Source organism: Vibrio crassostreae 9ZC13 (assembly GCF_000272045.2).
Taxonomy (GTDB): Bacteria; Pseudomonadota; Gammaproteobacteria; order Enterobacterales; family Vibrionaceae; genus Vibrio; species Vibrio crassostreae_C.
This window is the reverse complement of record NZ_AJYZ02000019.1, coordinates 1624547-1647459: the sequence shown is the minus strand read 5'-3', so window position 1 is coordinate 1647459 and position 22913 is coordinate 1624547. Positions and strand designations below refer to the sequence as shown.

Annotated in this window: 22 protein-coding genes and 2 pseudogenes; 12 read left to right on the top strand and 12 right to left on the bottom strand. The window is 45.3% G+C overall.

Annotated elements, in window-relative coordinates; translation table 11 throughout:
- Positions 1 to 29 precede the first annotated feature (29 nt).
- Positions 30 to 521: a VOC family protein gene (locus A136_RS08525; RefSeq protein WP_017065261.1), complete on the bottom strand. Its 492-nt coding sequence runs from the start codon at positions 519 to 521 to the stop codon at positions 30 to 32.
- Positions 522 to 993: 472 nt separating this feature from the next.
- Here A136_RS08525 and ahpC point away from each other — a divergent pair, with 472 nt between their 5' ends.
- Complete coding sequence (gene ahpC / locus A136_RS08520; RefSeq protein ID WP_016798107.1) at positions 994 to 1551, top strand: alkyl hydroperoxide reductase subunit C; 558 nt, start codon at positions 994 to 996, stop codon at positions 1549 to 1551.
- 198 nt (positions 1552 to 1749) lie between these two features.
- Positions 1750 to 3342: an alkyl hydroperoxide reductase subunit F gene (gene ahpF, locus A136_RS08515; RefSeq protein ID WP_017065260.1), complete on the top strand. Its 1593-nt coding sequence runs from the start codon at positions 1750 to 1752 to the stop codon at positions 3340 to 3342.
- A gap of 144 nt (positions 3343 to 3486) precedes the next feature.
- Here ahpF and A136_RS08510 read toward each other — a convergent pair whose 3' ends face one another.
- Entirely contained in the window at positions 3487 to 4086 is a 600-nt protein-coding gene (locus A136_RS08510; RefSeq protein WP_017065259.1) for a LysE family translocator, read from the bottom strand.
- A gap of 122 nt (positions 4087 to 4208) precedes the next feature.
- On the opposite strand from A136_RS08510, the gene A136_RS08505 reads away from it, so the two are divergent.
- Entirely contained in the window at positions 4209 to 4694 is a 486-nt protein-coding gene (locus A136_RS08505; protein ID WP_017065258.1) for an Lrp/AsnC family transcriptional regulator, read from the top strand.
- 99 nt (positions 4695 to 4793) lie between these two features.
- On the opposite strand, the gene A136_RS08500 is transcribed toward A136_RS08505, so the two are convergent.
- Entirely contained in the window at positions 4794 to 6164 is a 1371-nt protein-coding gene (locus tag A136_RS08500; protein ID WP_017065257.1) for an L-serine ammonia-lyase, read from the bottom strand.
- A 26-nt stretch (positions 6165 to 6190) separates the two neighbouring features.
- A complete protein-coding gene (locus A136_RS08495) occupies positions 6191 to 7732 on the bottom strand; it encodes a sodium:solute symporter family transporter (protein ID WP_017065256.1) in 1542 nt (513 codons plus the stop codon).
- 348 nt (positions 7733 to 8080) lie between these two features.
- On the opposite strand from A136_RS08495, the gene A136_RS08490 reads away from it, so the two are divergent.
- The 4 genes from A136_RS08490 to A136_RS08475 all read left to right on the top strand — a co-directional run bounded on the left by A136_RS08490 (position 8081) and on the right by A136_RS08475 (position 13096).
- A complete protein-coding gene (locus A136_RS08490; protein ID WP_017065255.1) occupies positions 8081 to 9385 on the top strand; it encodes an MFS transporter in 1305 nt (434 codons plus the stop codon).
- Positions 9386 to 9510: 125 nt separating this feature from the next.
- On the top strand, positions 9511 to 10527 hold the full coding sequence (locus A136_RS08485; protein ID WP_017065254.1) for a nuclear transport factor 2 family protein: 1017 nt from the start codon (positions 9511 to 9513) through the stop codon (positions 10525 to 10527).
- 248 nt (positions 10528 to 10775) lie between these two features.
- On the top strand, positions 10776 to 11861 hold the full coding sequence (locus tag A136_RS08480; protein ID WP_017065253.1) for a porin: 1086 nt from the start codon (positions 10776 to 10778) through the stop codon (positions 11859 to 11861).
- A 197-nt stretch (positions 11862 to 12058) separates the two neighbouring features.
- The gene (locus A136_RS08475; RefSeq protein ID WP_017065252.1) at positions 12059 to 13096 is read left to right on the top strand and encodes a LacI family DNA-binding transcriptional regulator; all 1038 of its coding nucleotides are present in this window, start codon (positions 12059 to 12061) and stop codon (positions 13094 to 13096) included.
- Between the two features lie 56 nt (positions 13097 to 13152).
- Here the strand turns inward: A136_RS08475 and A136_RS08470 are convergent.
- Positions 13153 to 13962, bottom strand: a pseudogene (locus tag A136_RS08470) (sulfatase-like hydrolase/transferase); the annotation flags it as partial.
- Here A136_RS08470 and A136_RS22220 point away from each other — a divergent pair.
- Positions 13958 to 14209: pseudogene (locus A136_RS22220) on the top strand (DUF481 domain-containing protein); the annotation flags it as partial. The pseudogenes A136_RS08470 and A136_RS22220 overlap by 5 nt on opposite strands.
- Before the next feature lie 111 nt (positions 14210 to 14320).
- Here A136_RS22220 and A136_RS08465 read toward each other — a convergent pair.
- The 6 genes from A136_RS08465 to A136_RS08440 form a co-directional block, all read right to left on the bottom strand.
- On the bottom strand, positions 14321 to 14740 hold the full coding sequence (locus A136_RS08465) for a globin (protein WP_017065249.1): 420 nt from the start codon (positions 14738 to 14740) through the stop codon (positions 14321 to 14323).
- A gap of 136 nt (positions 14741 to 14876) precedes the next feature.
- Positions 14877 to 15257 (bottom strand): VOC family protein, encoded by a 381-nt coding sequence (locus tag A136_RS08460; protein ID WP_017062185.1) that lies wholly within the window; start codon positions 15255 to 15257, stop codon positions 14877 to 14879.
- 146 nt (positions 15258 to 15403) lie between these two features.
- Positions 15404 to 15853 carry a redox-sensitive transcriptional activator SoxR gene (soxR, locus tag A136_RS08455; RefSeq protein ID WP_017062186.1) on the bottom strand — a complete coding sequence of 150 codons (450 nt, stop codon included), beginning with the start codon at positions 15851 to 15853 and terminating at the stop codon, positions 15404 to 15406.
- A 164-nt stretch (positions 15854 to 16017) separates the two neighbouring features.
- The gene (locus A136_RS08450; RefSeq protein WP_017062187.1) at positions 16018 to 16539 is read right to left on the bottom strand and encodes an NADPH-dependent FMN reductase; all 522 of its coding nucleotides are present in this window, start codon (positions 16537 to 16539) and stop codon (positions 16018 to 16020) included.
- A gap of 325 nt (positions 16540 to 16864) precedes the next feature.
- Positions 16865 to 18427 carry a glutamate synthase-related protein gene (locus A136_RS08445; RefSeq protein ID WP_017065248.1) on the bottom strand — a complete coding sequence of 521 codons (1563 nt, stop codon included), beginning with the start codon at positions 18425 to 18427 and terminating at the stop codon, positions 16865 to 16867.
- A gap of 224 nt (positions 18428 to 18651) precedes the next feature.
- Positions 18652 to 19209 (bottom strand): DUF1439 domain-containing protein, encoded by a 558-nt coding sequence (locus tag A136_RS08440; protein ID WP_017065247.1) that lies wholly within the window; start codon positions 19207 to 19209, stop codon positions 18652 to 18654.
- 162 nt (positions 19210 to 19371) lie between these two features.
- Here A136_RS08440 and A136_RS08435 point away from each other — a divergent pair, with 162 nt between their 5' ends.
- The 4 genes from A136_RS08435 to A136_RS08420 all read left to right on the top strand — a co-directional run bounded on the left by A136_RS08435 (position 19372) and on the right by A136_RS08420 (position 22418).
- Positions 19372 to 19758: a thiol-disulfide oxidoreductase DCC family protein gene (locus tag A136_RS08435; RefSeq protein ID WP_029235293.1), complete on the top strand. Its 387-nt coding sequence runs from the start codon at positions 19372 to 19374 to the stop codon at positions 19756 to 19758.
- A 222-nt stretch (positions 19759 to 19980) separates the two neighbouring features.
- Positions 19981 to 21324 carry an ABC1 kinase family protein gene (locus A136_RS08430; RefSeq protein ID WP_017065246.1) on the top strand — a complete coding sequence of 448 codons (1344 nt, stop codon included), beginning with the start codon at positions 19981 to 19983 and terminating at the stop codon, positions 21322 to 21324.
- A gap of 84 nt (positions 21325 to 21408) precedes the next feature.
- Complete coding sequence (locus A136_RS08425) at positions 21409 to 21954, top strand: glutathione peroxidase (protein WP_017065245.1); 546 nt, start codon at positions 21409 to 21411, stop codon at positions 21952 to 21954.
- Positions 21951 to 22418 carry a DUF3429 domain-containing protein gene (locus tag A136_RS08420; protein ID WP_017065244.1) on the top strand — a complete coding sequence of 156 codons (468 nt, stop codon included), beginning with the start codon at positions 21951 to 21953 and terminating at the stop codon, positions 22416 to 22418. The genes A136_RS08425 and A136_RS08420 overlap by 4 nt, the downstream gene beginning before the upstream one ends.
- Before the next feature lie 56 nt (positions 22419 to 22474).
- Here A136_RS08420 and A136_RS08415 read toward each other — a convergent pair whose 3' ends face one another.
- A complete protein-coding gene (locus tag A136_RS08415) occupies positions 22475 to 22909 on the bottom strand; it encodes a GNAT family N-acetyltransferase (RefSeq protein ID WP_017065243.1) in 435 nt (144 codons plus the stop codon).
- Positions 22910 to 22913: the final 4 nt, after the last annotated feature.

The following is a 22913-nucleotide window of genomic DNA, read 5'->3' as shown; positions in this document are numbered from 1 at the left end:
TTCTACCTTATGACAGGTAGATAACACTATTACTCGTAGTCAGTCGCGTAGGTGTCTTCGTATGTGTGCGAGTAGAATTCGAACAGGTTGCCAAACGGGTCTTCTAGGTAAACCATTTGTGCTTGTTTTAGTTCGTCTTCTGGGTGGTAACGCATGATGTCCATACGGACCTTACCGCCAAACTCTTCAACACGTTTAATCGCTGAATGAAACTGCTCTTTTGGAAGCTGTAGACAGAAGTGGAAAATACCTAGACGTGAGAAATCAACTTCGTGACGCTCTTGGCGCTCTTTCATTTCGAACAGCTCAACACCGATACCATCAGATGTTACTAGGTGTGCAATGTTGAAGCCTTTAAAGCCTTCACCGAACACAGCGATACACATGCGGCCGATTGCTGATTCGCGCTCTTCCATCACTTTGGTGTTGTTCATTACGATTCTTAGACCTAGAGCTTTCGTGTAAAACTCGACTGCTTGGTCCATGTCACCCACCATGATGCCTACGTGATTCATTTTCATAACTTGCTCCAAATTCGTTTTAAATTCTGTGCTTTTCGAAGTCTAGCTTCGGTGTTTCGTTTCGATGGAGAGAGTATAGGTACATGCGTTAATTAACTTAAATTATTATAATTTATATTAATGATAATTTTTTGTTATTTACAGTTTGATATAACAACTCAACTCACGCAAAGAAACCATACCGAACCCTACCTACATAGACACATAGATACACACACCAATAGAGATAAGCCCAATGTAGAGAACAACCTAAAGAGCATAGCTACTTAAATTGGGAGTTGTTGATGTTTGATGGCTTTTGTTAATTGTTTTTGTTGATAGCTTTTACCGATAGCCTTTTCCTTTCGAAGATAGGATTCGCCTATTGAATCTATAGAAATGTCCGATTTCACTAATTTTCGGTGGCAATGCAATATATCTACATCGACGCGGGATAGCGTTAAACACTATAAATTAGAAAGAGAGTCAAATCATGATCAACACAGAAATCAAACCATTCAACGCAACAGCATTCAAAAACGGCGAATTCGTAGAAATCACTGAGCAAGACGTTAAAGGCAAGTGGGCTGTATTCTTCTTCTACCCAGCAGACTTCACGTTTGTATGTCCAACTGAGCTAGTTGACCTACAAGACAAATACGCAGAGCTTCAATCTCGCGGCGTAGAAGTTTACTCAGTATCAACTGACACTCACTTCTCTCACAAAGCATGGCACGATACTTCTGACAAAATCGGCACTATCGAATACTTCATGGTAGGCGACCAAACTGGCAACATCACAAATAACTTCAACGTTATGCGTGAAGGTCAAGGCCTTGCAGACCGTGCAACGTTCCTAATCGACCCTGAAGGCGTTATCCAAGCAATGGAAATCACAGCTGAAGGCATCGGCCGTGACGCAGAAGACCTACTACGCAAGGTTAAAGCAGCACAATACGTAGCCGCTAACCCAGGTGAAGTTTGCCCAGCTAAATGGAAAGAAGGCGAAGAGACTCTAGCTCCATCTCTAGACCTAGTAGGCAAGATTTAATCTAAGCCTAGCTAACAAGAATAGCTAAACGGTTCTACAGGCGCGCTTCGGCCCCCCTCCTAAAGGGCAGTCGCGCGCCACCCTTTCAAAACATCAACACCACAATATTTGCCGACTTGCGCCCCCTTTTTATTTTCCTTTTTCAGCAAGAAGGTATTGGTCAATACCAAGACACAGAATTTAAGAGCAGGCACGATTATGTTAGATCAAGCAATGAAGCAGCAGCTAAAAGCATACCTAGAAAACCTAAAAACCAATGTTCAGTTAGTGCTGAGCCTTGATGACAGCGATACCGCAAACAAACTTCAAGACCTAGCGAATGATATCGCCTCTCTCACAGATAAAATTGAAGTAACTCGCGATGATAGCGCAAACACTCGCAGCCCTATCATGCAGGTCGTGAACCAAGAGAAAGGCACTGCGATCGGTTTCGCGGGTTTACCAATGGGTCACGAGTTTACATCCCTTGTACTGGCACTGCTTCACAGTGGTGGTCACCCAATCAAGCTTGAAGCTGACGTAATCGAACAAATTAAAGAATTAGATCAAGAGCTGAATGTAGAAATCTTCATCTCACTATCGTGCCAAAACTGTCCAGAAGTAGTTCAGGCATTCAACATGATGTCGGCGATTAACCCTCTGGTTAAGACAACGATGATCGATGGCGCGGCATTCCAAGAAGAAGTGAAGTCTCGCGACATCATGGCGGTACCAAGCGTGTTTATTAACGGTGAGCTATTTGGTCAAGGCCGTATGTCATTGGCAGAAATCCTTAACAAAGTTGACTCAGGCGCAGCAGAAAAGAAAGCGGCAAACCTAAATCAACAAGCACCATTTGATGTATTAGTTGTCGGTGGTGGCCCTGCTGGTTCTTCAGCAGCAATTTATGCAGCACGTAAAGGTATACGTACTGGCGTGGTTGCAGACCGATTCGGTGGCCAAGTCATGGATACAATGGCGATTGAGAACTTTATCTCAGTGAAAGCAACAACGGGTCCTAAGCTAGTGGCTAGCCTAGAAGAGCACGTAAAAGAGTACGGTGTTGAAGTAATGACTGAGCAGCGCGCTGCGAACATCATTGCTGCAGAAGACACGGAAGACGGCTACATCCACGTTGAGCTAGAGAGCGGCGTAACACTGCGAGCTCGCACGGTGATCACAAGTACAGGTGCTCGCTGGCGTGAAATGAACGTTCCGGGTGAGCAAGAGTACCGCAACAAAGGCGTTGCTTACTGCCCACACTGTGACGGTCCATTGTTCAAAGGTAAGAAAACAGCGGTTATCGGTGGCGGTAACTCAGGTATTGAAGCCGCTATTGACCTAGCAGGTATCGTGGAACACGTAACCGTACTTGAATTTGCAGACACGCTACGCGCTGACCAAGTACTTATCGACAAAGCGAACGCAACGCCAAACATCGAAATCATCAAGATGGCTCAAACTACACAAGTATTGGGTGATGGCAACCGCGTAACCGGCCTGGAATACAAAGACCGCAACACCGATGAACTGAAACAGATTGAACTAGCGGGTATCTTTGTTCAAATCGGCCTAATGCCAAACAGCGAATGGTTGAAGGGAACGAAGGTAGAACTATCACCACGCGGTGAGATTGAGATTAACGCTCATGGTGCAACATCAATGAAAGGTGTATTTGCAGCGGGTGACGTAACAACCGTACCTTACAAACAGATCATCATTGCGATGGGTGAAGGTGCTAAAGCAAGTTTAGGTGCATTTGACCACCTAATCCGTAACTCAGCTCCGGTTAAAGAGACTGAAACCGCTTAATCTTTACACTTAAAAGCTTCTAGGCTTAAAAGCTTTTAACTCAAGTTCCTTAAATATTTGTTAACTTAATTCTTTACTGTTAACGACTTAGTCGACATTTAGACACCACTCCTATGGATTTAGGAGTGGTTTTTTCTTTGTGATTTATGCCGGTTGATAAAGCATAAAGGCCACCACCATCGCTAAGCTTCCGCCCAAGCAACGGTTCACAAACATCATCTGTTTTGGTGATTGCAGCAACTTTTTAAGCATCGTACCGCAATACGCCCACACCAACATGCACGGCACACCAGTAATCACCATGCCCGCGATAATGGTCACGACTTGAATCAAGTAATCGGCATTCGGAGTAATGAACTGTGAAAACACGGTTAATGACGCTATCCAACCTTTAGGGTTTAACACCTGCACCAGTACACCAGACATGAAACCTGAACGATTATCGGTAGTGCTTTCTTCGATTTGCATATTCGCAATCGACCATGCCATGAACAGCAAATAAGCCGCACCCGCGTATTTCAAAATGCTGTATAGCTCTGGGTAAAGGGTAAATAGGCTCACCAAACCGACACTAGAACCCGCCAATACGATGATGATGCCAACAGCGTTCCCAGAGATAAAAGGTAAAGTCGCAGCAAATCCATAACGACTTGAAATCCCAAGTAATGCGATATTGCCAGCCCCAGGGGTAATTGCAATTGATGTTGAAAATAGCAAGAACGCCAGCATTAATTGAGAGCTCATTTCCTCTCACTCCTAATAAGTAAAGTATTTATAGGGGGAGAGTTTACAGATTCGACTAGGAATTAAATTGCTATATAGGCTAATATTAATCCAAATTTGAGCAAGACTTTTCTAAGATAGCCATGAAACAGAAAGAATCCACCAAAGAAGTGTTAGATGACACAGATATCGCCATCTTAGAGCATATCCAGCAAGACGGACGCATGAGCAACAGCAAGCTCGCAGAGAAGGTCAACCTCAGCGAAACCCCATGCTGGCGTCGTTGGAAACGCATGGAGGAAACTGGCTATATCGATGGTTACGCCGCTAAGCTGAATCGTAAGAAATTAGGCTTTCATGTGGCTGGTTTTACCCTTGTAACACTAGGCAATCATGAAGTTGAAAACACAGAACCGTTCGAAGAGTTTGTCGCGGTAACCGATTGGATTCCAATGTGTCACTGCATTGCAGGCGGCGCCGATTACATGGTGCAAGTGTTGGCGAAAGATTTAGAAGAGTACTTTGAGCGTATTAGCTCGATCAGACGAGTCAAAGGCGTGAGTGCGATTCAGTCGAACATCTCAGTAAAAGAGTTGAAAAACAGCTATCGATTACCGCTTTCAGATTAGCTCCCTAAAACACATAAAACAAAAAGCCCAGCCGCGATAGATTTTTAAAGTCTAAGGCTCTGGGCTTAACGTTATTATTTACTGGGTTAACTGGCTTAGCTATTCACAAGGATGAGCTAGATGGATCAAGGCTAAACCACCGAGTGATGTTTCACGATATTTCTTGTTCATGTCTTTACCGGTTTGGTACATGGTTGCGATGACCTTATCGAGTGAGATCAAAGACTTGCTGTTTCGCTTCAATGCCATGCGAGATGCATTAATTGCCTTCATCGCACCCATCGCATTTCGCTCGATACACGGCACTTGAACCAAGCCGCCAATTGGGTCACAAGTCATACCCAATGAGTGTTCCATCGCGATTTCCGCCGCAATACAGATCTGCTCATTGCTGCCACCGCGTAGTGCCGTTAATCCCGCAGCCGCCATAGAGGATGATACGCCTACCTCACCTTGGCATCCTACTTCCGCACCAGAGATCGAAGCGTTAGTTTTGTACAGAATACCAATCGCGCCCGATACCGCTAAGAAATCTTTTAACTGCTTAGTATCCAACTCTTTAATGAAGCGATGGTAGTACATCAACACAGCAGGAATAACGCCCGCCGCACCATTGGTTGGTGATGTTACCACTTGGCCACCAGCCGCATTTTCTTCGCTAACCGCAAACGCAAACAAGTTAATCCAATCCATGATTTCCATTGGGTCGTTTTCAACCGCCGCATTCGCTTCTAACTTTTTCAGTAGGTTAGGCGCACGACGAGTTACGTTCAAACCACCATCAAGAATGCCTTCGGTTTCAAAGCCACGCTCCATACAACGACTCATCACTCGCCAGATTTGATCCGCTTTCTCTGAAATAATGTCAGCGCCTTCGAACTCCGCTTCATTTTTTAGAATCATACCACCGAGGCTCATCCCACTATTGTCAGCTTGTTGAAGCATTTCATCGGCGTTTTTGAACGGGAAAGGAACTTCTACCGCTTGGGTTTGAGTACCATTTTGCAGTTCATCAGCAGTTGCGATAAAACCGCCGCCAATCGAATAATAAGTTTCATCGACAATCACGTTGCCACTCTGGTCAAACGCAGTAATCATCATGCCATTTTCATGCAGAGGCAGATTGTCTTTGTGGAACAACATGTCGGTTTCGTAGTTGAAGGCAATGTGCTTGGTGCCCGCTAAATCCATCTCACCACTGTCTACGGCATGACGCATTGCTTGGTTTGCGCTGGTGATTTTGATGGTGTCTGGTTTATTGCCGAGTAGCCCCAATATTGTAGCTCTGTCGGTGTGGTGACCTATGCCAGTCAATGACAAAGAACCGTATAAATCCACCTGAATACGCGTCACTTCTGCGATTTTATCAGCGATTAATTGTGTGAAATGGAAACCCGCAATCATTGGGCCGTTGGTGTGAGAGCTCGATGGCCCAACACCAATTTTGTAGATATCAAAGATCGATAACATAGATATACCAGTAAAAAATCGGTCAATTAAGAAAGAGCGGCATAAAGCCAATCAGGGATAACAGTACAAGCAGCAATCGTCACAACAGCGAACACCAACAAGCCATAATGACTCGCGGTAGGCTTTGCAAACAAATGCTTTTGCTTTTCTATAAATTCATTTTGTTGCTCGGTTACCTCTCCCCAGAAGCGGCTCACAACAACACCTAACACTAAGAAAACCACAGTGCCAATCAAGGCAAACCAAGGCCAAGCTATTCCGCTGTATTTGGCGATGAATACGACGGCCACACTGCCAATACTGCCCGCAATTACGCCTTTCTCGTTTGCTTGTTTGAAGAACAAACCCAAGATGAAAGAGCCAAGGCGAATACCAACAAAAATAGAGGTTAAGCTCGCAATCGTTTTAAGCACTGATTCATTAGAAACAGCCAGTAACGCAGGCACAACAACCGACGCTGCAGCAACCAGGCTCATTTTTCTAGCCACTGATTCATAGTGCGCGTCAGAGGCTTGCTTACGGAAGAAGCGCTTATAGAAATCGAACGTTGCGACCGTCGCCATTGAGTTATAGGTGGAATCCAATGTCGACATTGCCGCAGCCGAAAGTGCTGAGATCACCAAACCAACAATGATTGGGTTGGTATGGTTAAACACAAAATCGAGAATCACTTCGTTGCTGTTTTCAAAACTGCTGTCTTGATAAAAGACACTTAACAGCACCCCCATCACAGCAAAGAACAGATAAACAAAAAATGCGCCGTAGCCACAAAGCAACATCGATTTTTGCGCTGTTTTAACACACTTAGTCGCCAATGTTCTTTGAATAATCAGTTGGTTAGTGCCATACACACTCAGGTGCAAGAAGCTCACAGCCACTACGCCGGCCCACAATGTGGTATCGACGCCTAAGTCAAAATCGAGATTGATGATATTCAAATGTTCAGGAGACAACATCTCGCCCGCATCGATTTTCATCAGCAATAAAACAAAGATCGCAATGCTGCCGATAATCAACACTGCTGACTGAAGCATGTCAGTCCAGATTACAGTCGAGATACCACCCGCATAGGTATACAACGCAGTAAATACGCTGATGTAGATGATCGCCTCAGAGATACTCACTGGCAGCACTTGCACTAAGATCAGGGCTACCGCATACAGAATAACCCCTGCCGAAATACACTGAACCACAATGAACACGATGGAATTGATCGTGCGAGCAACAACGCCAAAGCGGTGCTCTAGGTATTCGTAAATCGAGGTTAGGCCGAGCTTGTAAAACACCGGAACAAAGAAAAGCACAGTGAAAAAGATCACTATTGGATAGTTCAAATGTACGCTCATCGCTTCCATGCCTGAGCTATAAACCCAGCCCGGCATGCCAACGAACGTCATTGCGCTGATGTAGGTTGCAAGAATCGACACACCTGCCGTAAACCAACCAAACTGTTTTCCACCAGTCGAAAAGTCGCCACCGACGCTATAGCGCCTATTAACTAAGTAGCTGATAAACAAAGTAGTTAGCACATAAAGAGCAATAACCACAAAACTTGAGTACGTAACCATTTTTAGATTCCGTTTATTGTATGTCGCAATTAATTCGCTGCCAATAGTACTCAAAAATGGATGTTTTCCCTCAAAAACCCACAATAAGTGTGACTATTATCACTAAGATAGACGATTAAACACTCAAACCACCCCACAAAGCACAAAAACCCAGTTAAATGAGATCAAGATCACTAAAATGCACAAAATGGGTACGCACTCATTTTAAAATTGACTTTGATCACGGATCTAATAACCACAAAAATTCTATTATCTCTCCCGAAATGAAGACGGTGTGATGAAGCTAAATAATCAACACACAATAATTAAAACCAAAACCACCCTATATAAAATAAAGGTTTATCGGTCATGACCATTAAAAAACACATGAGCGAAGTTCCTATGATTCAAAGGGTAGCCGCATATCTAGCAATTCTAGTAGGTTACTTTTTTTATTGTTATAACTTTGTAATTATTGACTACGTACGCCCATACATTGTGGAAGAATATGCTGGTATTAGCCTTTCTGATACCGCTCAGTTCTACACTTGGCAGTCGGTTGGTGCTCTGATTGGTGCTCTGAGCTGTGCATGGTTCGCAACCAAGTTCGGCAAGAAGTCCACACTAATAGCAATTACGGCATTAAACGGTGGTGCAACCATCATCAACATGATGTTTACCGACTACGCCACTTGGGCTGCAATGCGTTTCATCATTGGACTATCTTTAGGTGGTTACTTCACTGTAGCTGTATCTTTGATGATTGGCCTATTTACACCAACGGTTCGCGGTAAGTTGACTGCTTTTGCTTCTTCAATGTTCTCTGTTGCTTTAGTGGCAATGGGCGCTTACGCAGCCTTCATTACAAGTGTTGATGCACCTTGGCAGAGCCTAATGTGGGTAGGTGGTATTCCACCGCTTGTAGCAGCAGCGTTAATGATCTTTGTATTACCAAGCGACAAAACTGTGATCGCCTACGGTGAAGAAGATCAACAAACAACAACCAATACAGCTGGGGAAGTAACCGAAGCTAAAAAAGGTTCTTGGGGTGAGATGTTAAGCAAGCCTTACCGCAAAATTACGATTACTTGTTTACTTCTTTCTGGTCTTAACTTCTACGGATTCCAATTCTTCGGTGGCTTTGTAACTACCTACCTGAAAGATGTTCGTATGTTTGATGGTGCAACCATCGGTTTGATCTTCTCTATCTCAGCATTTGGTTCACTCTTCGGTGCTTGGTTCTGGGGATGGGCAGCAGATAAGTACGGTCGTAAGATCAACGCGTTCGGCTTCATCCTCGCAGGTATCATGGTTTCTATCTTCTTTGTCGCACCTGGCGACATGATGATTGGCGGCCTAAACATGCTGGCTCTTCTAGGTCTTATCTACAACTTCGGCCTGTCTGCTTCTGCAGTATGGGGCGGTTACTTCTCTGAATTGTTCCCAGCACGCTTGCGTAGCTATGGTGCAGCTTTATTCCATGGCGGTCGTATTATCGGCATGTGGGCACCAATGGTTCTTATCTTCATCCAAGAGCGTACCGACCTACAAACAGCAATGTGGGGCTCACCAATCGTATGGATTATCGCCGGCCTACTATGGCTAACACTGCCTGAAACTCTAAAAGGTGGCGTCTTCGATAAGAGCAAAAAAGCTGAAGCAGCAAAAGCTTAATTCGACACTCATACGCTGAAGTTCAAATACGAAAAGTTTAAAGCCGGCTGATAAATCAGCCGGTAACAAAATCCAAATCGAGTCCTGTTCCGAATGTTGACTCGACAACACAAAGAGAAATTATTATGTCTAAATATCAAGAAGCCAAACGCATTGTTCGTGAATACTTCGATGCAATGGAAAACGCAACTCACGAGAACGTTGCTGAAGTTTTAAAAGCACACACTTCTGAAGATTACTTGTGGCGCGGTGTTTACCCATTCCGTGAGCAAGAAGGCGCACAAGCAGCAGCTGACGTATTCTGGGCACCAATGATGAAGTCAATGACTCGCATGCAGCGTCGTCAAGACATCTTCATCGGTGGTAACAACGAAGTTAACCCAGATGAGATTTGGGTAATGAGCATGGGTCACTTCATGGGTCTATTCGACGCTGAATACCTAGGTATGCGCCCAACTGGCAAGATCATGAACGTTCGCTACGCAGAATTTAACTGTGTTGTTGATGGCAAAATCACTAAGACAGGCCTGTTTCTAGACCTACTAGGCATGATGGATCAAGCGGGTTGCTACCCACTTCCACCATCAACTGGTAAGCACTTCGTATACCCTGGCCCACGTAACCACGACGGTCTGCTATTCGAAGACGCGGCTCCAGAAGAAGGTGTTGCGACACTTGCTCTAGTAAACAAAATGGTTGATGACCTGTCTGCTCTTAACGACAGCGGCGCGATGGGTTGCCCACCAGAAGTACTAGCGAAGAGCTGGTCAAAAGACATGATTTGGTACGGCCCATGTGGTATCGGCGCGTCTTACACAATTCCTCGCTACCAACAACAGCACCAACTTCCTTTCCGTAACAACCTGAAAGACAAGAAGTTCAACGGCCACGTTTGTCGTTTCGCTGAAGGTAACTTCTCTTGTTTCTTCGGTTGGCCAAACCTATCAAACACACCAACAGGTGGCTTCCTAGGTATGACTGGCGGTGAAGTACGTGCAAACATGCAAGTAGTTGACGTTTACTACCGTGACGGTGACAAACTGTCTGAGAACTGGGTTCTTATCGACCTTCCTTACTGGCTACAACAGCAAGGTCTAGATGTGTTCGAACGCACTTCAAGCATCATGAACCCAACGCTGTAATCGATACGCTTTAATCCAAAAGATTGAAACGAAATAGTGGCAACCTAAATAGACATCTGATTTAGGTTGCCACGCTTACTGGGGGACCCTTCTCGCTCCTAGTAAGTGCTCCAACCAATTCATTATTGCTCCACTAATAACTGAATCTACTAGTGCCTCATGGATGGGGTACACCCTGCCAAACCATTACCAATATAACGGGCTTGAAAGCACGGTGGCTTTCTACGGCCTGAATAAAGAGAATTACAATGAAAAAGTCGATTCTTTCAGCAGTGATCCTGACAGCACTTACCTCAGGTTCTGCTTTTGCTGCACACACTTTTACCAATGACGCGGGCGATAGCCTTACTTTAGACGGTCGTTTCGACGTTCGTTACCAAGATAAGGGCGGCGACCACAACGGTGAGTGGAACAGCGGTAGCTCTCGTTTCGGCCTTAAAGGTCAAATGGGACTCGATAACGGCTGGACTGGCTTTGGCCATGCTGAATGGGGTTACAACTCAGGTGCTAACGGCGACAATATTTACGACCGACTTCTATACGCAGGCGTAGAGCACGACAAATACGGCAAGATCGCAGCAGGTACTAAGCAGTGGTCTACTTTTTATGACGTCGCATGGTACACCGACTTAGGTCGTGTCTTCGGTACTCGCGGCTCAGGTGTTTACAACCTTTCTGACTGGGGTATTGCATCTGGTACAGGTCGAGCAGAAAACTCCATTACTTACCGTAACTCAATCAACGACCAAGTAAGCTACGGCTTCACTTACCAAACGACACGTGAAGAAGTGGCACTAGCGAGTAATGCGACAGCTTCATTGAAAAACGGAATGGGTGCGTCAATCACTTACAAACCGGTTGATGGCGTAACACTAGGTGCAGCTTACCACCAAAATGAAATTGCAGACCTAGACTCAGGTGTGGTTGGCGTAGAAAATGGCGACAACATGCGCATCATGCTATTGGGTGCGAACTACAGCAACGGCGGCTTCTACGCAGGTGCCACTTTCCATGTTGGCGAAAACTGGGAAGCTGTAAGCCAAGGCGGTACGGATGTAATGTTCGATACCCTAGGTGGTGAAATCTACACGTACTACCACTTCGACAATGGCCTACGCCCTACGTTGAACTACAACTACATGGAAGATAGTGATGACCAAACAGATGGCTATGAGCGTAACCTGCTTATCCCTGGTGTTGAATACCACTTCCAGAAGAACAAATTCCTAGTTTGGACTGAATACCAATTCGACCTAGGTAAAGATCAGCTCGTTGGCAATAAATTCGAAAACAGAGATGACCAATTCGCTGCAGGTATTCGTTACTACTTCTAACGCCCAGTTAGTCGATTCATAAATTCTTTAAACAAAGCTCTGCTCTTACGCAGAGCTTTTTTGGGTCATACCCAGAATAATATTCAACACTCTCTATTAACCCTTATTTTTCATCCAATCATGGCATATTGTATTTTTGAGTACGTACCTAATTATGTTACTCTATGCACAATCAATTTGGTTCAAAAGTATGGTCTATGAGCTCTCCAAAACACTCCACGGCGTCAAAGCCAACCGTCACCTCTAAAGATGTCGCTAAACTTGCTGGCGTTTCTCAATCAACTGTATCTCGTGTATTTGTCCCGGGCAGTTCAGTGTCTGAAAAGACCAAGCAAAAAGTGTTCGATGCAGCAAAATCGTTGAACTATCGTCCCAATGCCTTTGCCCGCAGTCTGACGACAAATGAGTCCAAATTGATTGGCTTAGTTTTCCCAGATGCCGACTACCCTATCCACATGAAAACTCTGCAGCTTATCTCTACTGAGCTACAAAAGCAGGGTTACTCTGCGGTATTGATTCCTTGGCAAGTGGATGGAAACGACAACCACTCGATTCCTAATATCTTCCAATACCGAGTTGATGGCGTAATTGCTGCTTCGGCGACCTTTAATAAGTCGCTTTATGAAGAGTGTGAAGAGTTCAACATCCCCATTGTTCAGTATGCTCGTGTAGTTGAGGGGACTAAGAGTAGCCATGTAATAAGTGACAACTACGCCGCAGGCCAAGTCGCCGCTCAACATTTACATAGCGTAGGAACAAAGTCAGCGGTTTACCTGACAGGTAACGTGCCAACCTACACCAACGGCGAGCGTGAATCGGGCTTTTGCTCAGAATTCGAAGATCTAACAGGCAAGCAAGCTCGTGTTATTGAAGCTGACTATGACTACCTTGATGCTCTAGATACCATTCGGACTCTGTTTTCAGAACCCACACATCCTCAAGCGATTTTCTGTGCGACAGATAACCTCGCGATGGCAGTAATGGATGTGGCGCGCTTAGAATTTAACCTGCGTATTCCAGAAGATCTTCAAGTGATTGGTTTTGACGATATCCCACAGACTCAATGGTTGAACTACCAACTCACTACCTTCAAGCAAGATTTCAGACGCCTTGCACGTGAATCAGTGAAAATTGTCGTTAGCCAGATTCAAGAGCAAGACACAAGCTTGGTTAAGCTGATGGTGCCAGTGAAATTCATTGAACGAAACACGACGCTAAAACAGAACCAACGTTAAGACGCTTTCAAACAAAAATCCCGCTCAGTGTGAGCGGGATTTTTTATGATATTTAACTAGTTACCTACACCACCGGTCTTCTCTGCCGGAGAGTCAGGCGTCACTGGAGGCCACTCTTGGAAGGTTGCTAGATGTTGTTGGACAGCCACTTGTGCCGGGCCAAATGCCCACATTTTTTGTCCCATCCATTTTAGGTACATGCCCGACTCTTCCGCCGCTCGCTCGTATGGGTCACGACGTAAATTAAACAGCAATGGTGCGTTTAGCTCTTCTTTAGGGCCACTCCAACCGTGGTTTTGCACGATGAAATGCGCCTTCCAATCACCAACACGAACCGCTTGCAGCTTGTCTCGTTCGTAGTAGTAGATCTCTTTACGGTTTGACTCGCCTTTCTCGGTCAGCATATCCACTTGGTTGTAACCATCAAGGTGCGCTTTAAAGCCATCGTGACCTTTCAGCAGTTTTTCTTTTAGATCCGTTGGACCACCAGCCGCAGCGACCAGAGTGGGTAACCAATCCATACCATCAAAGATGCCATTGCCTACAGTACCCGCTGGGATTTTACCCGGCCAGCTAACCAATGCAGGGGCTCTTACGCCACCTTCCCAAGTTGTGCCTTTCTCACCGTGATAAGGTGTCATACCGCCATCTGGCCAAGTCATGATCTCTGGGCCGTTATCGGCAGTGAAAATGATGATGGTGTTGTCAGCAATACCGAGTTCTTCCATCTTCGCCATCATCTCACCGACGTGATCATCAAGATCTTTCATGACCACTTCTTGGAGTCCCCAACCGTTTTGACCGAGCATCGCTTCGTATTCAGGTGACAGGTGCGTCCAAACGTGACCGCGTGATGGACAGTACCAAATAGGTGTGAGATGGATAACGCAGATCAATAAGGATTGGAAGTTTCACGCAACCATTGATGCAGGGCTTGGTAGTGACACCAACTTTACCTCATCTCTGTTAACTGGCGTGCGATACCAGATAAACAGTTGGTCTGACTTAAATGTTGCCTACAAATCGACCTGGGTTGATTACGAAAACAAGGGGACCTTTGAATACGATACCGCATCGCAAGGGTTCCTGATTGGTTGGGCTGCTCATTTCTAGTCAAACAATAAGAGGTAAGCCTGATATCGTTAGGCTTACCTGACAATGTCAATCTTTCAAGAGTTAATGCCGGTTTTAACTAACGAACAAGCAAAACTACCCATCAACGACCTAGTTATTCACAGTGTTTGGAACTACGCACTCTTTCTTCATGATAGTTAAGCCGGCCTCGAGAGTTTCTGTCCAAGCTTGTTCGACGCTTTCATCGTAGTGAGGGTCATATTTTTTAACTGTATTGAGTAACGAATTGAACCACTCGTTGAGTTCTTGCTCAGAGATATCCATTCCTAAATCTTTATGTCGCTTCCCAAGCTTTTTTACCGAGTTTCGTACGCTCGGCAGACCCGCAGAGTTATAGATAAGAATGATCGAGGCTTTAAGCATCTTGGTTTGTTGCTCTAACCCTATATTTTCAAAACGTTCTGAAAATCTTGGATTATGCTCGCAAAAATCCGCCAAAAACGTTTCGAGAAATTCTTGGTCAATCCGGCAGCGCTCAAAACTTTCATAAAACAGTTCGTTCGGTTTCATCTAGCCAGTCCTTTGCAAAATTTTGAGTTATCGGGAAGCTAACAAGTCCAGAGCCGCAACTTAGCCAACTCCGAACCATCAATATGATCTAAGTATACGCCACTGTGGCATAAAATGAACGATAGCATAACGTAAACTACGGCATAAAGTGCGTTGCACAAATCTTGTTTCCATCAGGATCTCGCAAATAAGCCATGTACAAGCGACGCTCGTCAGAACCTCTCGCTCCGGGGCCATTTTCAATGCTGGTACCGCCATTTTCGACGCCAACTCGATGCCACTCATCTACAACTTCAGGAGAAGACGCAAGAAAACCCACCGTCATACCGTTGCCGTGAGTCGCAGGCTGACCATCAATCGGCTTCGTTAAGCCCAACACACCCGTTTGGCTAACGTAAACACAGCGCCCTTTGGGATCAACAGAGCCTTCGCTATAACCAAGCACTTTCATGATTGGGTCATAAAAAGCCTTCGCGCGTTCAATATCATCGGTACCGAGAAAAACATGGCTGAACATAACTAACCTCTTCTTTTATTGAAAGAACCATCTAAACTAGACCTATAATTCGTGTTTGTCTAGGCACGCTATTCGGTCACAACTGTTGCTTAACCCATTGAGCAAACACCTGAAACTTAGTTCGCTATTCCATGCCTTTCGGGAACTCAGTTAGTCTGTTCAACAATTCGTTGTGCGCCCTGCCCTTGGTCATGCAAGATATCATCAGGATTTAGCAAGTTGCACTTTTGCATACTCAAGCATCCGCAACCGATACAGCCGGTTAAGTTCTCTTGTAGCGATTTAATCTGCGCCATTTTACTGTCGAGTTGCCCCTGCCACTTCTTAGCAACGCGCTCCCAATCTCGCTTAGTTGCGGTATGGTTCATCGGCAGTGTCGATAATTCTTCGGTGATCTCTTCCAGCGTGAAGCCTATCGACTGCGCGACTTGGATCAACGCAATTCGTCTCAACATCGCCGACTGATAACGGCGCTGATTTCCGTTAGTACGAATCGAAGCAATCAACCCCTTGGTTTCGTAAAAACGTAACGCCGAAGGAGCCACGCCACTGCGCTCAGCCAACTGGCCTATGGTGAGGTATACGATGTTTCTCATTACGACACTATCCTTGAGATCATAAATATTTAAAGCTTACTTTAACTTTAGAGTAGCGACCTATTGTTACCTTAACCAATTAATGTCCTTAAACTTTGACAACGGGCGCAATGAAAAGCAATCGTGAACATGGCTGCTTTGTTTTATTGTGGTGTTCTCGCTCTCTAAATCTGACTCATGATCGATTTCAGGCTCTCGGCCATTTCGGCATTGATGATCTCACCCGTTTCTACATTAAAGTTGTCGTAGAAACTTGGCACCGACATCGACCCCTTCACATCTGCATCAAAGTAAGGTGCCGAATTTACCGCAGACGACAACACAGAGTTTGCGCCGCCTGGGCCTGGTGATGTGGAGAGCATCACAACAGGTTTGCCTTGGTACACTTTCATGTCGATTCGTGATGTCCAATCAAACACATTCTTAAAGGCTGCGGTGTATGAGCCGTTATACTCTGCAAAAGAGATGACCACAGCATCTGCTTCGCCAATCTTGCTAAAAAAGCGTTGAGCGTGTTGATGAACACCTGAATCTTGCTCTCTTTTCTCGCTGTAAATTGGCATCTCGAAATCATTAAGGTCGAGCACCTCGACTTGCGCGCCTTCGACTAAACCTGCGGTGTACGCTGCAAGTTGTTGATTAATTGATGTTGTACTGTTGGTCGCGCCAATCGCTAATACTTTCATTGTTGATCCTTGTTCATTTTTCTCACCTTTTTGCACTCATGACTTCAATTACGGAGCTCAAAATTCATAACTGAAGATTCGTAACGTCTGTTTGATAACATCAAAACCTGCACTAGGCGACAAGGTGATAGATTGTGTTTTTAGATTGGGGATGATGATAAAACCTCAAGTTAACTTGAGGTAAAGCGATATTTTCAAAATATAGGAAATAGTTTAAAAACACTTATAAAGCAGTTGATTATGAAAGGTTTAACATAGGTTGGCATTACACAGGAAAAAGTCAGCACACCCAAAATACATTGAGTGTGCTTTATCGAAGTATTATTTACTTAAAGTGATTTAATGGACAGACACCAGAGTAAGCGACACCGGATAGCTCGGCCATTTCGCGATTCCATGTTGCCAAATCATGAGGGTTAAATTGATTCAAATGATCATGCCCACATGCCCTCGCCATCACTTGCATTAATTCTGTCGAGGCTTCAAAGAAGTTCTTAAGCTGGTTCGATGCTTTCTCGACATTCAAACGCTGACGTAAATCGGCTTTTTGAGTTGCAATACCAGCAGGGCAATTATTGGTGTTACACATTCTCGCCGCCACACAACCTATCGACTGCATGGCACTGTTTGAGATAGCGACACCATCAGCACCAAGCGCCATCGCTTTTACGAAATCCATCGGCACGCGCAAGCCGCCCGTGATGATCAATGTGACTCTGTCACTGACCCCTTGTTTATCGAGATACGCTCTAGCGCGAGCGAGTGCTGGAATAGTGGGAACACTGATATGGTCACGGAACATTTCTGGCGCCGCCCCTGTACCGCCACCACGCCCATCTAAGATGATGTAATCGGCACTGGCATCAAGCGCGAACTGAATGTCTTCTTCGATGTGATTGGCACTTAACTTAAAGCCAATCGGGATACCGCCTGTCACCTCTCGAACACGGTCGGCGAACTTTTTAAAATCCTCGACCGTGTTAAGGTCGACAAAGGTGGGTGGAGAAATCGCTGCCGTGCCCGCTTCAATGCCACGCACCTCCGCGATCTTGCCTATGCTCTTCGCGCCCGGTAAGTGCCCGCCCGTTCCGGTTTTGGCACCCTGCCCGCCTTTAAAGTGGAAGGCTTGAACGTTTTTGAACTTAGCTTCATCGTAACCAAACTGAGCACTGGCTAATTCATAAAAGTAGCGAGAGTTCGCCGCTTGCTCTTCAGGTAACATACCGCCTTCACCTGAACAGATACCTGTTCCTGCGAGTTCAGCCCCTTTCGCCAATGAGACTTTTGCTTCTTCAGATAGCGAGCCAAAGCTCATATCAGACACAAACAAAGAGATGTCCAATTTAAGCGGCTTCTTCGCTTTGGGGCCAATAATCAGTTCGGTACCAACAGGCACATTTTCTAGCAAAGGCTTAGTCGCCATTTGCGCGACCATCACTTGAATATCGTCCCAGTGAGGTAATAGATGTCTTGGCACGCCCATAGAGGTCATTGGCCCATGATGCCCAACCTTAGATAAACCATCACGCGCTAACTGATGAATAAACTCCACGGTAGGCTCTTCTTTGGTTGCGGTTGCCGCTGGAGATAAATCAGGGGCTGTCGCTTGAATGTGAACTTCAGGGCCTTCTTGCCCAATTTGTTCCGCAGTAAACTGTTTATGAGTGCCATCGCAAAAAGGGAGATTATTCGAATACTTACAGCGGCACAGGTAGGCATCACCGTCCTCTTCGGCGACAAAGCTTTTCGGTTTGAACCCCGTACCGGCATGAGAACCGTCACAAAACGGTTGGTTTTTCGACTTCCCACAGGTACAGAAGTAATACTTCTCTCCCTTCGTCAGCTCTACTTTAACGGGTTTGTTATCCGCAATTACTGGACTCTTCATAGTTCGCTCACCTTTTCTTTCTTATGATTTGATGACTGAAGCGATGACTTGCTCACAAGAGTAAAGTAAAGGTGAGATACCCAGCGAATTCAATAAATGAGACTAATAGACAAGGTGAGTAAACCGACTAAAAACAGTCATGACCGACTGAGCTCAAACAAAAATGGCTACCTAGTAGGCAGCCATTATGGGTGAGAGCTTAGTCAAAACTAATGCACTGAGGGTTAATCAAACAATTCGATAACCAATTTATTGTCTTTAATCACTAGATTGGGTTCCGATGACTTAATCAACGACTCTTGAACCTTGTTGCTGTCGAGTTTGTAAACCGGAGACTGGGACAAAGCAAAACCTATCATCGATACAGCTGGTTTGAGTAGTGTCTCTATTTCAGGCGAAAGCTGTTTGCCTTTTTCTTCAAAGCGCTCTAGTCGCAGCGACTTTAGATACACCTCGCCACTCTCCTTGTCGTATTCGGGAATCGCGCTGAACTCTAAGTCTAAATCCAACCCCATATTAGGCATATTGAACACTTGAACTTTTGCATTGGTATTCGCCAACACGGACACGCGTTGTGCATCGGCTCGACCAATTTGCACTTCTAGATCATCCACAGCCACTTGTGCGTACATCACACTTTGTACACCAACCTCTTGTTCTAGCATCACTGAGTCTTCAAGGTACTTCGTCATTTCTTGCTCGGTAATGCTGTAGCTAACACAACCACTGAGCATCAGGGCTGTCACAGCTATAATCAAACGGTTCATTAACTTTGTTGTCATTGGAGATAGGCTCTTATTTTTTAAATGCATGGAACGGATGTTACCTCGAGATGATACTGTAAATTGGTTGTCACAATAACAGTGTCGGATAACTGGGCAGAATGATCCACCTAAATGGTGATGTCGTATCAATGAGAATTGACGAAAATAGTAAGGAAAACAATGACTGCATTAACGATATTTTACGATGGGACATGCCCGTTGTGCGCAAAGGAGATGGCGGCACTTGCAAAGCATGATGTCGAGAATAAGATTCAAACCATCGATATCTACAGTGAAGCCTTTTCAGACTACCCTCAGATAGATGCCGACGCAGCCAACACCGTTTTGCATGCACTGGATGAGAATGGAAAACTGCTGCTAGGTTTAGACGTGACCTACCAAGCGTGGCGCTTAGTAGGAAAAGGTTGGCTATACGCCCCTTTACGTTGGGCGATATTCAAGCCAGTGGCCGACTGGTGTTATCTTCGGTTTGCCAAGAACCGATACAAAGTCTCTTTCTGGTTAACCGGAAAGTCGCGCTGCGATGGTAACAGCTGCACAAAATAGCGCTTGGTTAAGACATACCACTCGCGACTTTGTAATACACCACACCAAACAGCGCAGCAAAAACTAAAACGGTAACCGCGACTTTTAACCAAATAAACTTCATGTTTTGCCCTTTAAATTCTGTTTACTGTTTCGCTAGACAAGTTACCACAACAAAACATTCGGTTGGGTAATGATTTATAGAACTTTGTAGTGAGTCTTGATAACTAAGTGAGAACCTTTATGTCGGCAAAAGAGAGAAACCTTCCCACACATCGAATTTCTAGATTCAGTAAGTTCGCTTCGTTGGCGACAAGAGTCGCGGGTAACGTGCTAACGGAAGGCACCAAACAAATTGCACAAGGCAACAGGCCCAAAGCAAAAGACTTACTGTTAACGCCACAAAACATTGCTCGCCTGACCGATCAACTCGCACACCTGCGCGGTGCGGCTATGAAGTTAGGACAGATGCTATCAATGGATGCGGGTGATGTCTTAGAACCAGAGTTAGCCGACATTCTCTCTCGCCTGCGCTCCGGTGCCGATCCACTGCCAACAAAACAGCTCAATCAAGTGTTAGAAAGCTCGCTCGGGAACCATTGGAAAACCGAATTCCTGTCCTTCAATTTTAAACCGATCGCCAGTGCATCGATCGGACAAGTTCACCAAGCCTATAGTGATGCTGGGGACAAACTCGCAGTCAAAGTCCAATACCCCGGCATTAGACAAAGTATCGACAGTGATGTAGATAACGTGGGCACACTGCTCAATATTGTTGGCTTGATACCAAAGTCGGTCGACTACAAAGGCTTGTTAGAAGAGGCAAAGAAACAGCTCCACGATGAAGCAGACTATGCTCGCGAAGCTGATTACGCAACTCGTTACCATGATGCATTGAAAGAATACTCTCACTTCGTCGTACCTAAGATTCATCCGCAAGCCTCTTCAGAATCGGTGCTCGCCATGGACTTCATCGAAGGCGTCTCGATAGAGCAAATCGAAAGTTACGACCAAAGCACACGTGACTTTGTAATGCACAGCTTACTGGAGCTTCTGTTCAGAGAGTTGTTCGACTTTAAGATGGTGCAAACCGACCCTAATTTCGCCAACTACCTTTATGTTGAAAACACCCGAAAAATCGGCTTGTTAGATTTCGGAGCAACCCGTGAATACAGTGACCGCTTTAGCGAGGGTTATCGCTTGGCTTTTTCCTCTGTCATTAACAAAGATGAGCAAGGGCTCAATCAAGCGTTAGAGCAGATTGGATTCTTTAGCGAGACAATTCTCCCTGAACAACGCCAAGCGATTCTAAACCTAGTGAAGATGGCTTGTGAGCCGATGTTGGTAGACGAAGACTACGACTTCAAAGCAAGTGGTTTGGCACAACGTCTTCGTGAAGCTGGCACCATTCTGAGCATGGAACAAGAGTATTGGCACACCCCACCCGCCGATGCGCTGTTCCTACATCGAAAAATTGGTGGTATGTATCTATTAGCAGCTCGCCTTGGTGCAAAAGTGAATATCAGTCGTTTGGTCGCTCCCTATCTTATGTCAGAGAGCAAAAGCACAACTCAAAACGCGAGTTAAAGAGACAGTAAATAATACGCAAAGTGATCATTTCATCGTGCTCAATAGTAATAACCATTACGCCAACTAAAATGAGCCAACCCTATGAAATGTTCACTACTTTGCTCAACCGTACTGATTACAAGCCTCACGAGTTCCATCGCCTTTGCAGCGAGCTGCCCAGAGATACTCAACGGCAAACAGCGCTTATTAAATTCAACCGAAGAAATTGCGCTTTGCGATGAGTTTAAAGGCAAAACTCTATTGGTGGTAAACACCGCTAGCCAATGTGGCTTCACTCCGCAGTTTGAGCAGCTCGAACAACTTCATCAAACCTACAAAGATCAAGACTTCACCGTTATCGGTTTCCCAAGTAATGATTTTCGCCAAGACAAAGGAAGTGAAGAGAAGACGGCAAAGGTCTGTTACCTCGACTACGGCGTGACCTTCCCTATGATGGCACGAGCTTCACTGTCGGGTAGTAACGCCAATCCCGTATTTGCGGAGATACAACAGCAAGCGGGCGTAACGCCTAAATGGAACTTTTACAAATTCTTGATCAGTAAAGAAGGCAAAGTCGTCGCCACCTTCCCTAGCTCCACATCACCAGTGAGCGCTACGCTCAAAAACGCGATCGAGCAACAGCTATGAAGGCAGATTACATGGCAACAACTCAAACCCGTAACACCATGGCCAAACTGGGGTACCTGGGGTTAATCCCGTTTCTATTTGGTCTACTCCTCTCGCTCACCGACAGCCAATTTGTGGGGATAAGCGGTGAAACGCTGTTCATCACCTACAGCGTGGCTATTTTGAGCTTTCTTTCAGGGATCTTGTGGGCAAACGGCATCGAGAACTTTGAAAGCCAATCAAGTAACAAAGCGCTACTGCTAAGTAACGCGATTGTGCTCGTCGCATGGCTGGCAGTATTGCTTGGTGAACAAAAAGAACTGGCGACAACTCTGATTCTTATCCTTGGTTATATTGCGGTTTGGCGAGCTGAAAGGACGATAAGAGAAGAGAACCAGAGCCAAGGTCCCGATGGCTACTTTGATATGAGAACTCGGCTCACCTCTAGCGTAGTATTAATGCACGGTATCGTGATGCTGACCTAGAGCTACGAGACTGTCTTTGAACTGTGAGCCTTCGATTAAAAACCGTTAGCAACAATCTAGATGATGAGCTGCATCACTAACCTCGGCTCATCATCACCAAAGTAGTTTTCTTCTTGTTTGATCGTAGAAAATCCCATTGACGCGTAGAGCGCGCAAGCGGATGCGTTATTTGGATCTACAGTGAGCAAAAGCCTAGCGTCTCGCGGCAACTGCTCAACCGCATGTTGCATCAATTTCCGGCCAATTCCCATACCACGATAATTCGGGTCTACCGCTAATGATAGGACCCAAAACTCATTCTGTGTGTCCGTGGTTGTCGTTAAGGCATAGCCCGCAATCTTTGAATCTTGCTTAGCAACTAATAAGCCTTTTCCCCAGCAATCAAATGCCTGACGAATAAAAAATTGCGGATAGGAATGGTCACCAAACAAAGCATGTTCAAGCTGGTAAATTTCAGCCAGTTCCTGTTTTTCCGCACAGACAATATTCATAGAT

Bases quoted from the DNA above. Each gene is read 5' to 3' on its own strand.
- A136_RS08490 (WP_017065255.1), top strand. From the start codon at position 8,081: ATGACCATTAAAAAACACATGAGCGAAGTTCCTATGATTCAAAGGGTA.
- A136_RS08475 (WP_017065252.1), top strand. From the start codon at position 12,059: ATGAGCTCTCCAAAACACTCCACGGCGTCAAAGCCAACCGTCACCTCT.
- A136_RS08465 (WP_017065249.1), bottom strand. From the start codon at position 14,740: ATGAAACCGAACGAACTGTTTTATGAAAGTTTTGAGCGCTGCCGGATT.
- soxR (WP_017062186.1), bottom strand. From the start codon at position 15,853: ATGAGAAACATCGTATACCTCACCATAGGCCAGTTGGCTGAGCGCAGT.
- ahpC (WP_016798107.1), top strand. From the start codon at position 994: ATGATCAACACAGAAATCAAACCATTCAACGCAACAGCATTCAAAAAC.
- A136_RS08505 (WP_017065258.1), top strand. From the start codon at position 4,209: ATGAAACAGAAAGAATCCACCAAAGAAGTGTTAGATGACACAGATATC.
- A136_RS08525 (WP_017065261.1), bottom strand. From the start codon at position 521: ATGAAAATGAATCACGTAGGCATCATGGTGGGTGACATGGACCAAGCA.
- A136_RS08435 (WP_029235293.1), top strand. From the start codon at position 19,372: ATGACTGCATTAACGATATTTTACGATGGGACATGCCCGTTGTGCGCA.
- A136_RS08510 (WP_017065259.1), bottom strand. From the start codon at position 4,086: ATGAGCTCTCAATTAATGCTGGCGTTCTTGCTATTTTCAACATCAATT.
- A136_RS08460 (WP_017062185.1), bottom strand. From the start codon at position 15,257: ATGTTCAGCCATGTTTTTCTCGGTACCGATGATATTGAACGCGCGAAG.
- A136_RS08500 (WP_017065257.1), bottom strand. From the start codon at position 6,164: ATGTTATCGATCTTTGATATCTACAAAATTGGTGTTGGGCCATCGAGC.
- A136_RS08440 (WP_017065247.1), bottom strand. From the start codon at position 19,209: ATGACAACAAAGTTAATGAACCGTTTGATTATAGCTGTGACAGCCCTG.
- A136_RS08450 (WP_017062187.1), bottom strand. From the start codon at position 16,539: ATGAAAGTATTAGCGATTGGCGCGACCAACAGTACAACATCAATTAAT.
- A136_RS08480 (WP_017065253.1), top strand. From the start codon at position 10,776: ATGAAAAAGTCGATTCTTTCAGCAGTGATCCTGACAGCACTTACCTCA.
- A136_RS08420 (WP_017065244.1), top strand. From the start codon at position 21,951: ATGAAGGCAGATTACATGGCAACAACTCAAACCCGTAACACCATGGCC.
- A136_RS08495 (WP_017065256.1), bottom strand. From the start codon at position 7,732: ATGGTTACGTACTCAAGTTTTGTGGTTATTGCTCTTTATGTGCTAACT.
- ahpF (WP_017065260.1), top strand. From the start codon at position 1,750: ATGTTAGATCAAGCAATGAAGCAGCAGCTAAAAGCATACCTAGAAAAC.
- A136_RS08425 (WP_017065245.1), top strand. From the start codon at position 21,409: ATGAAATGTTCACTACTTTGCTCAACCGTACTGATTACAAGCCTCACG.
- A136_RS08415 (WP_017065243.1), bottom strand. From the start codon at position 22,909: ATGAATATTGTCTGTGCGGAAAAACAGGAACTGGCTGAAATTTACCAG.
- A136_RS08445 (WP_017065248.1), bottom strand. From the start codon at position 18,427: ATGAAGAGTCCAGTAATTGCGGATAACAAACCCGTTAAAGTAGAGCTG.
- A136_RS08430 (WP_017065246.1), top strand. From the start codon at position 19,981: ATGTCGGCAAAAGAGAGAAACCTTCCCACACATCGAATTTCTAGATTC.
- A136_RS08485 (WP_017065254.1), top strand. From the start codon at position 9,511: ATGTCTAAATATCAAGAAGCCAAACGCATTGTTCGTGAATACTTCGAT.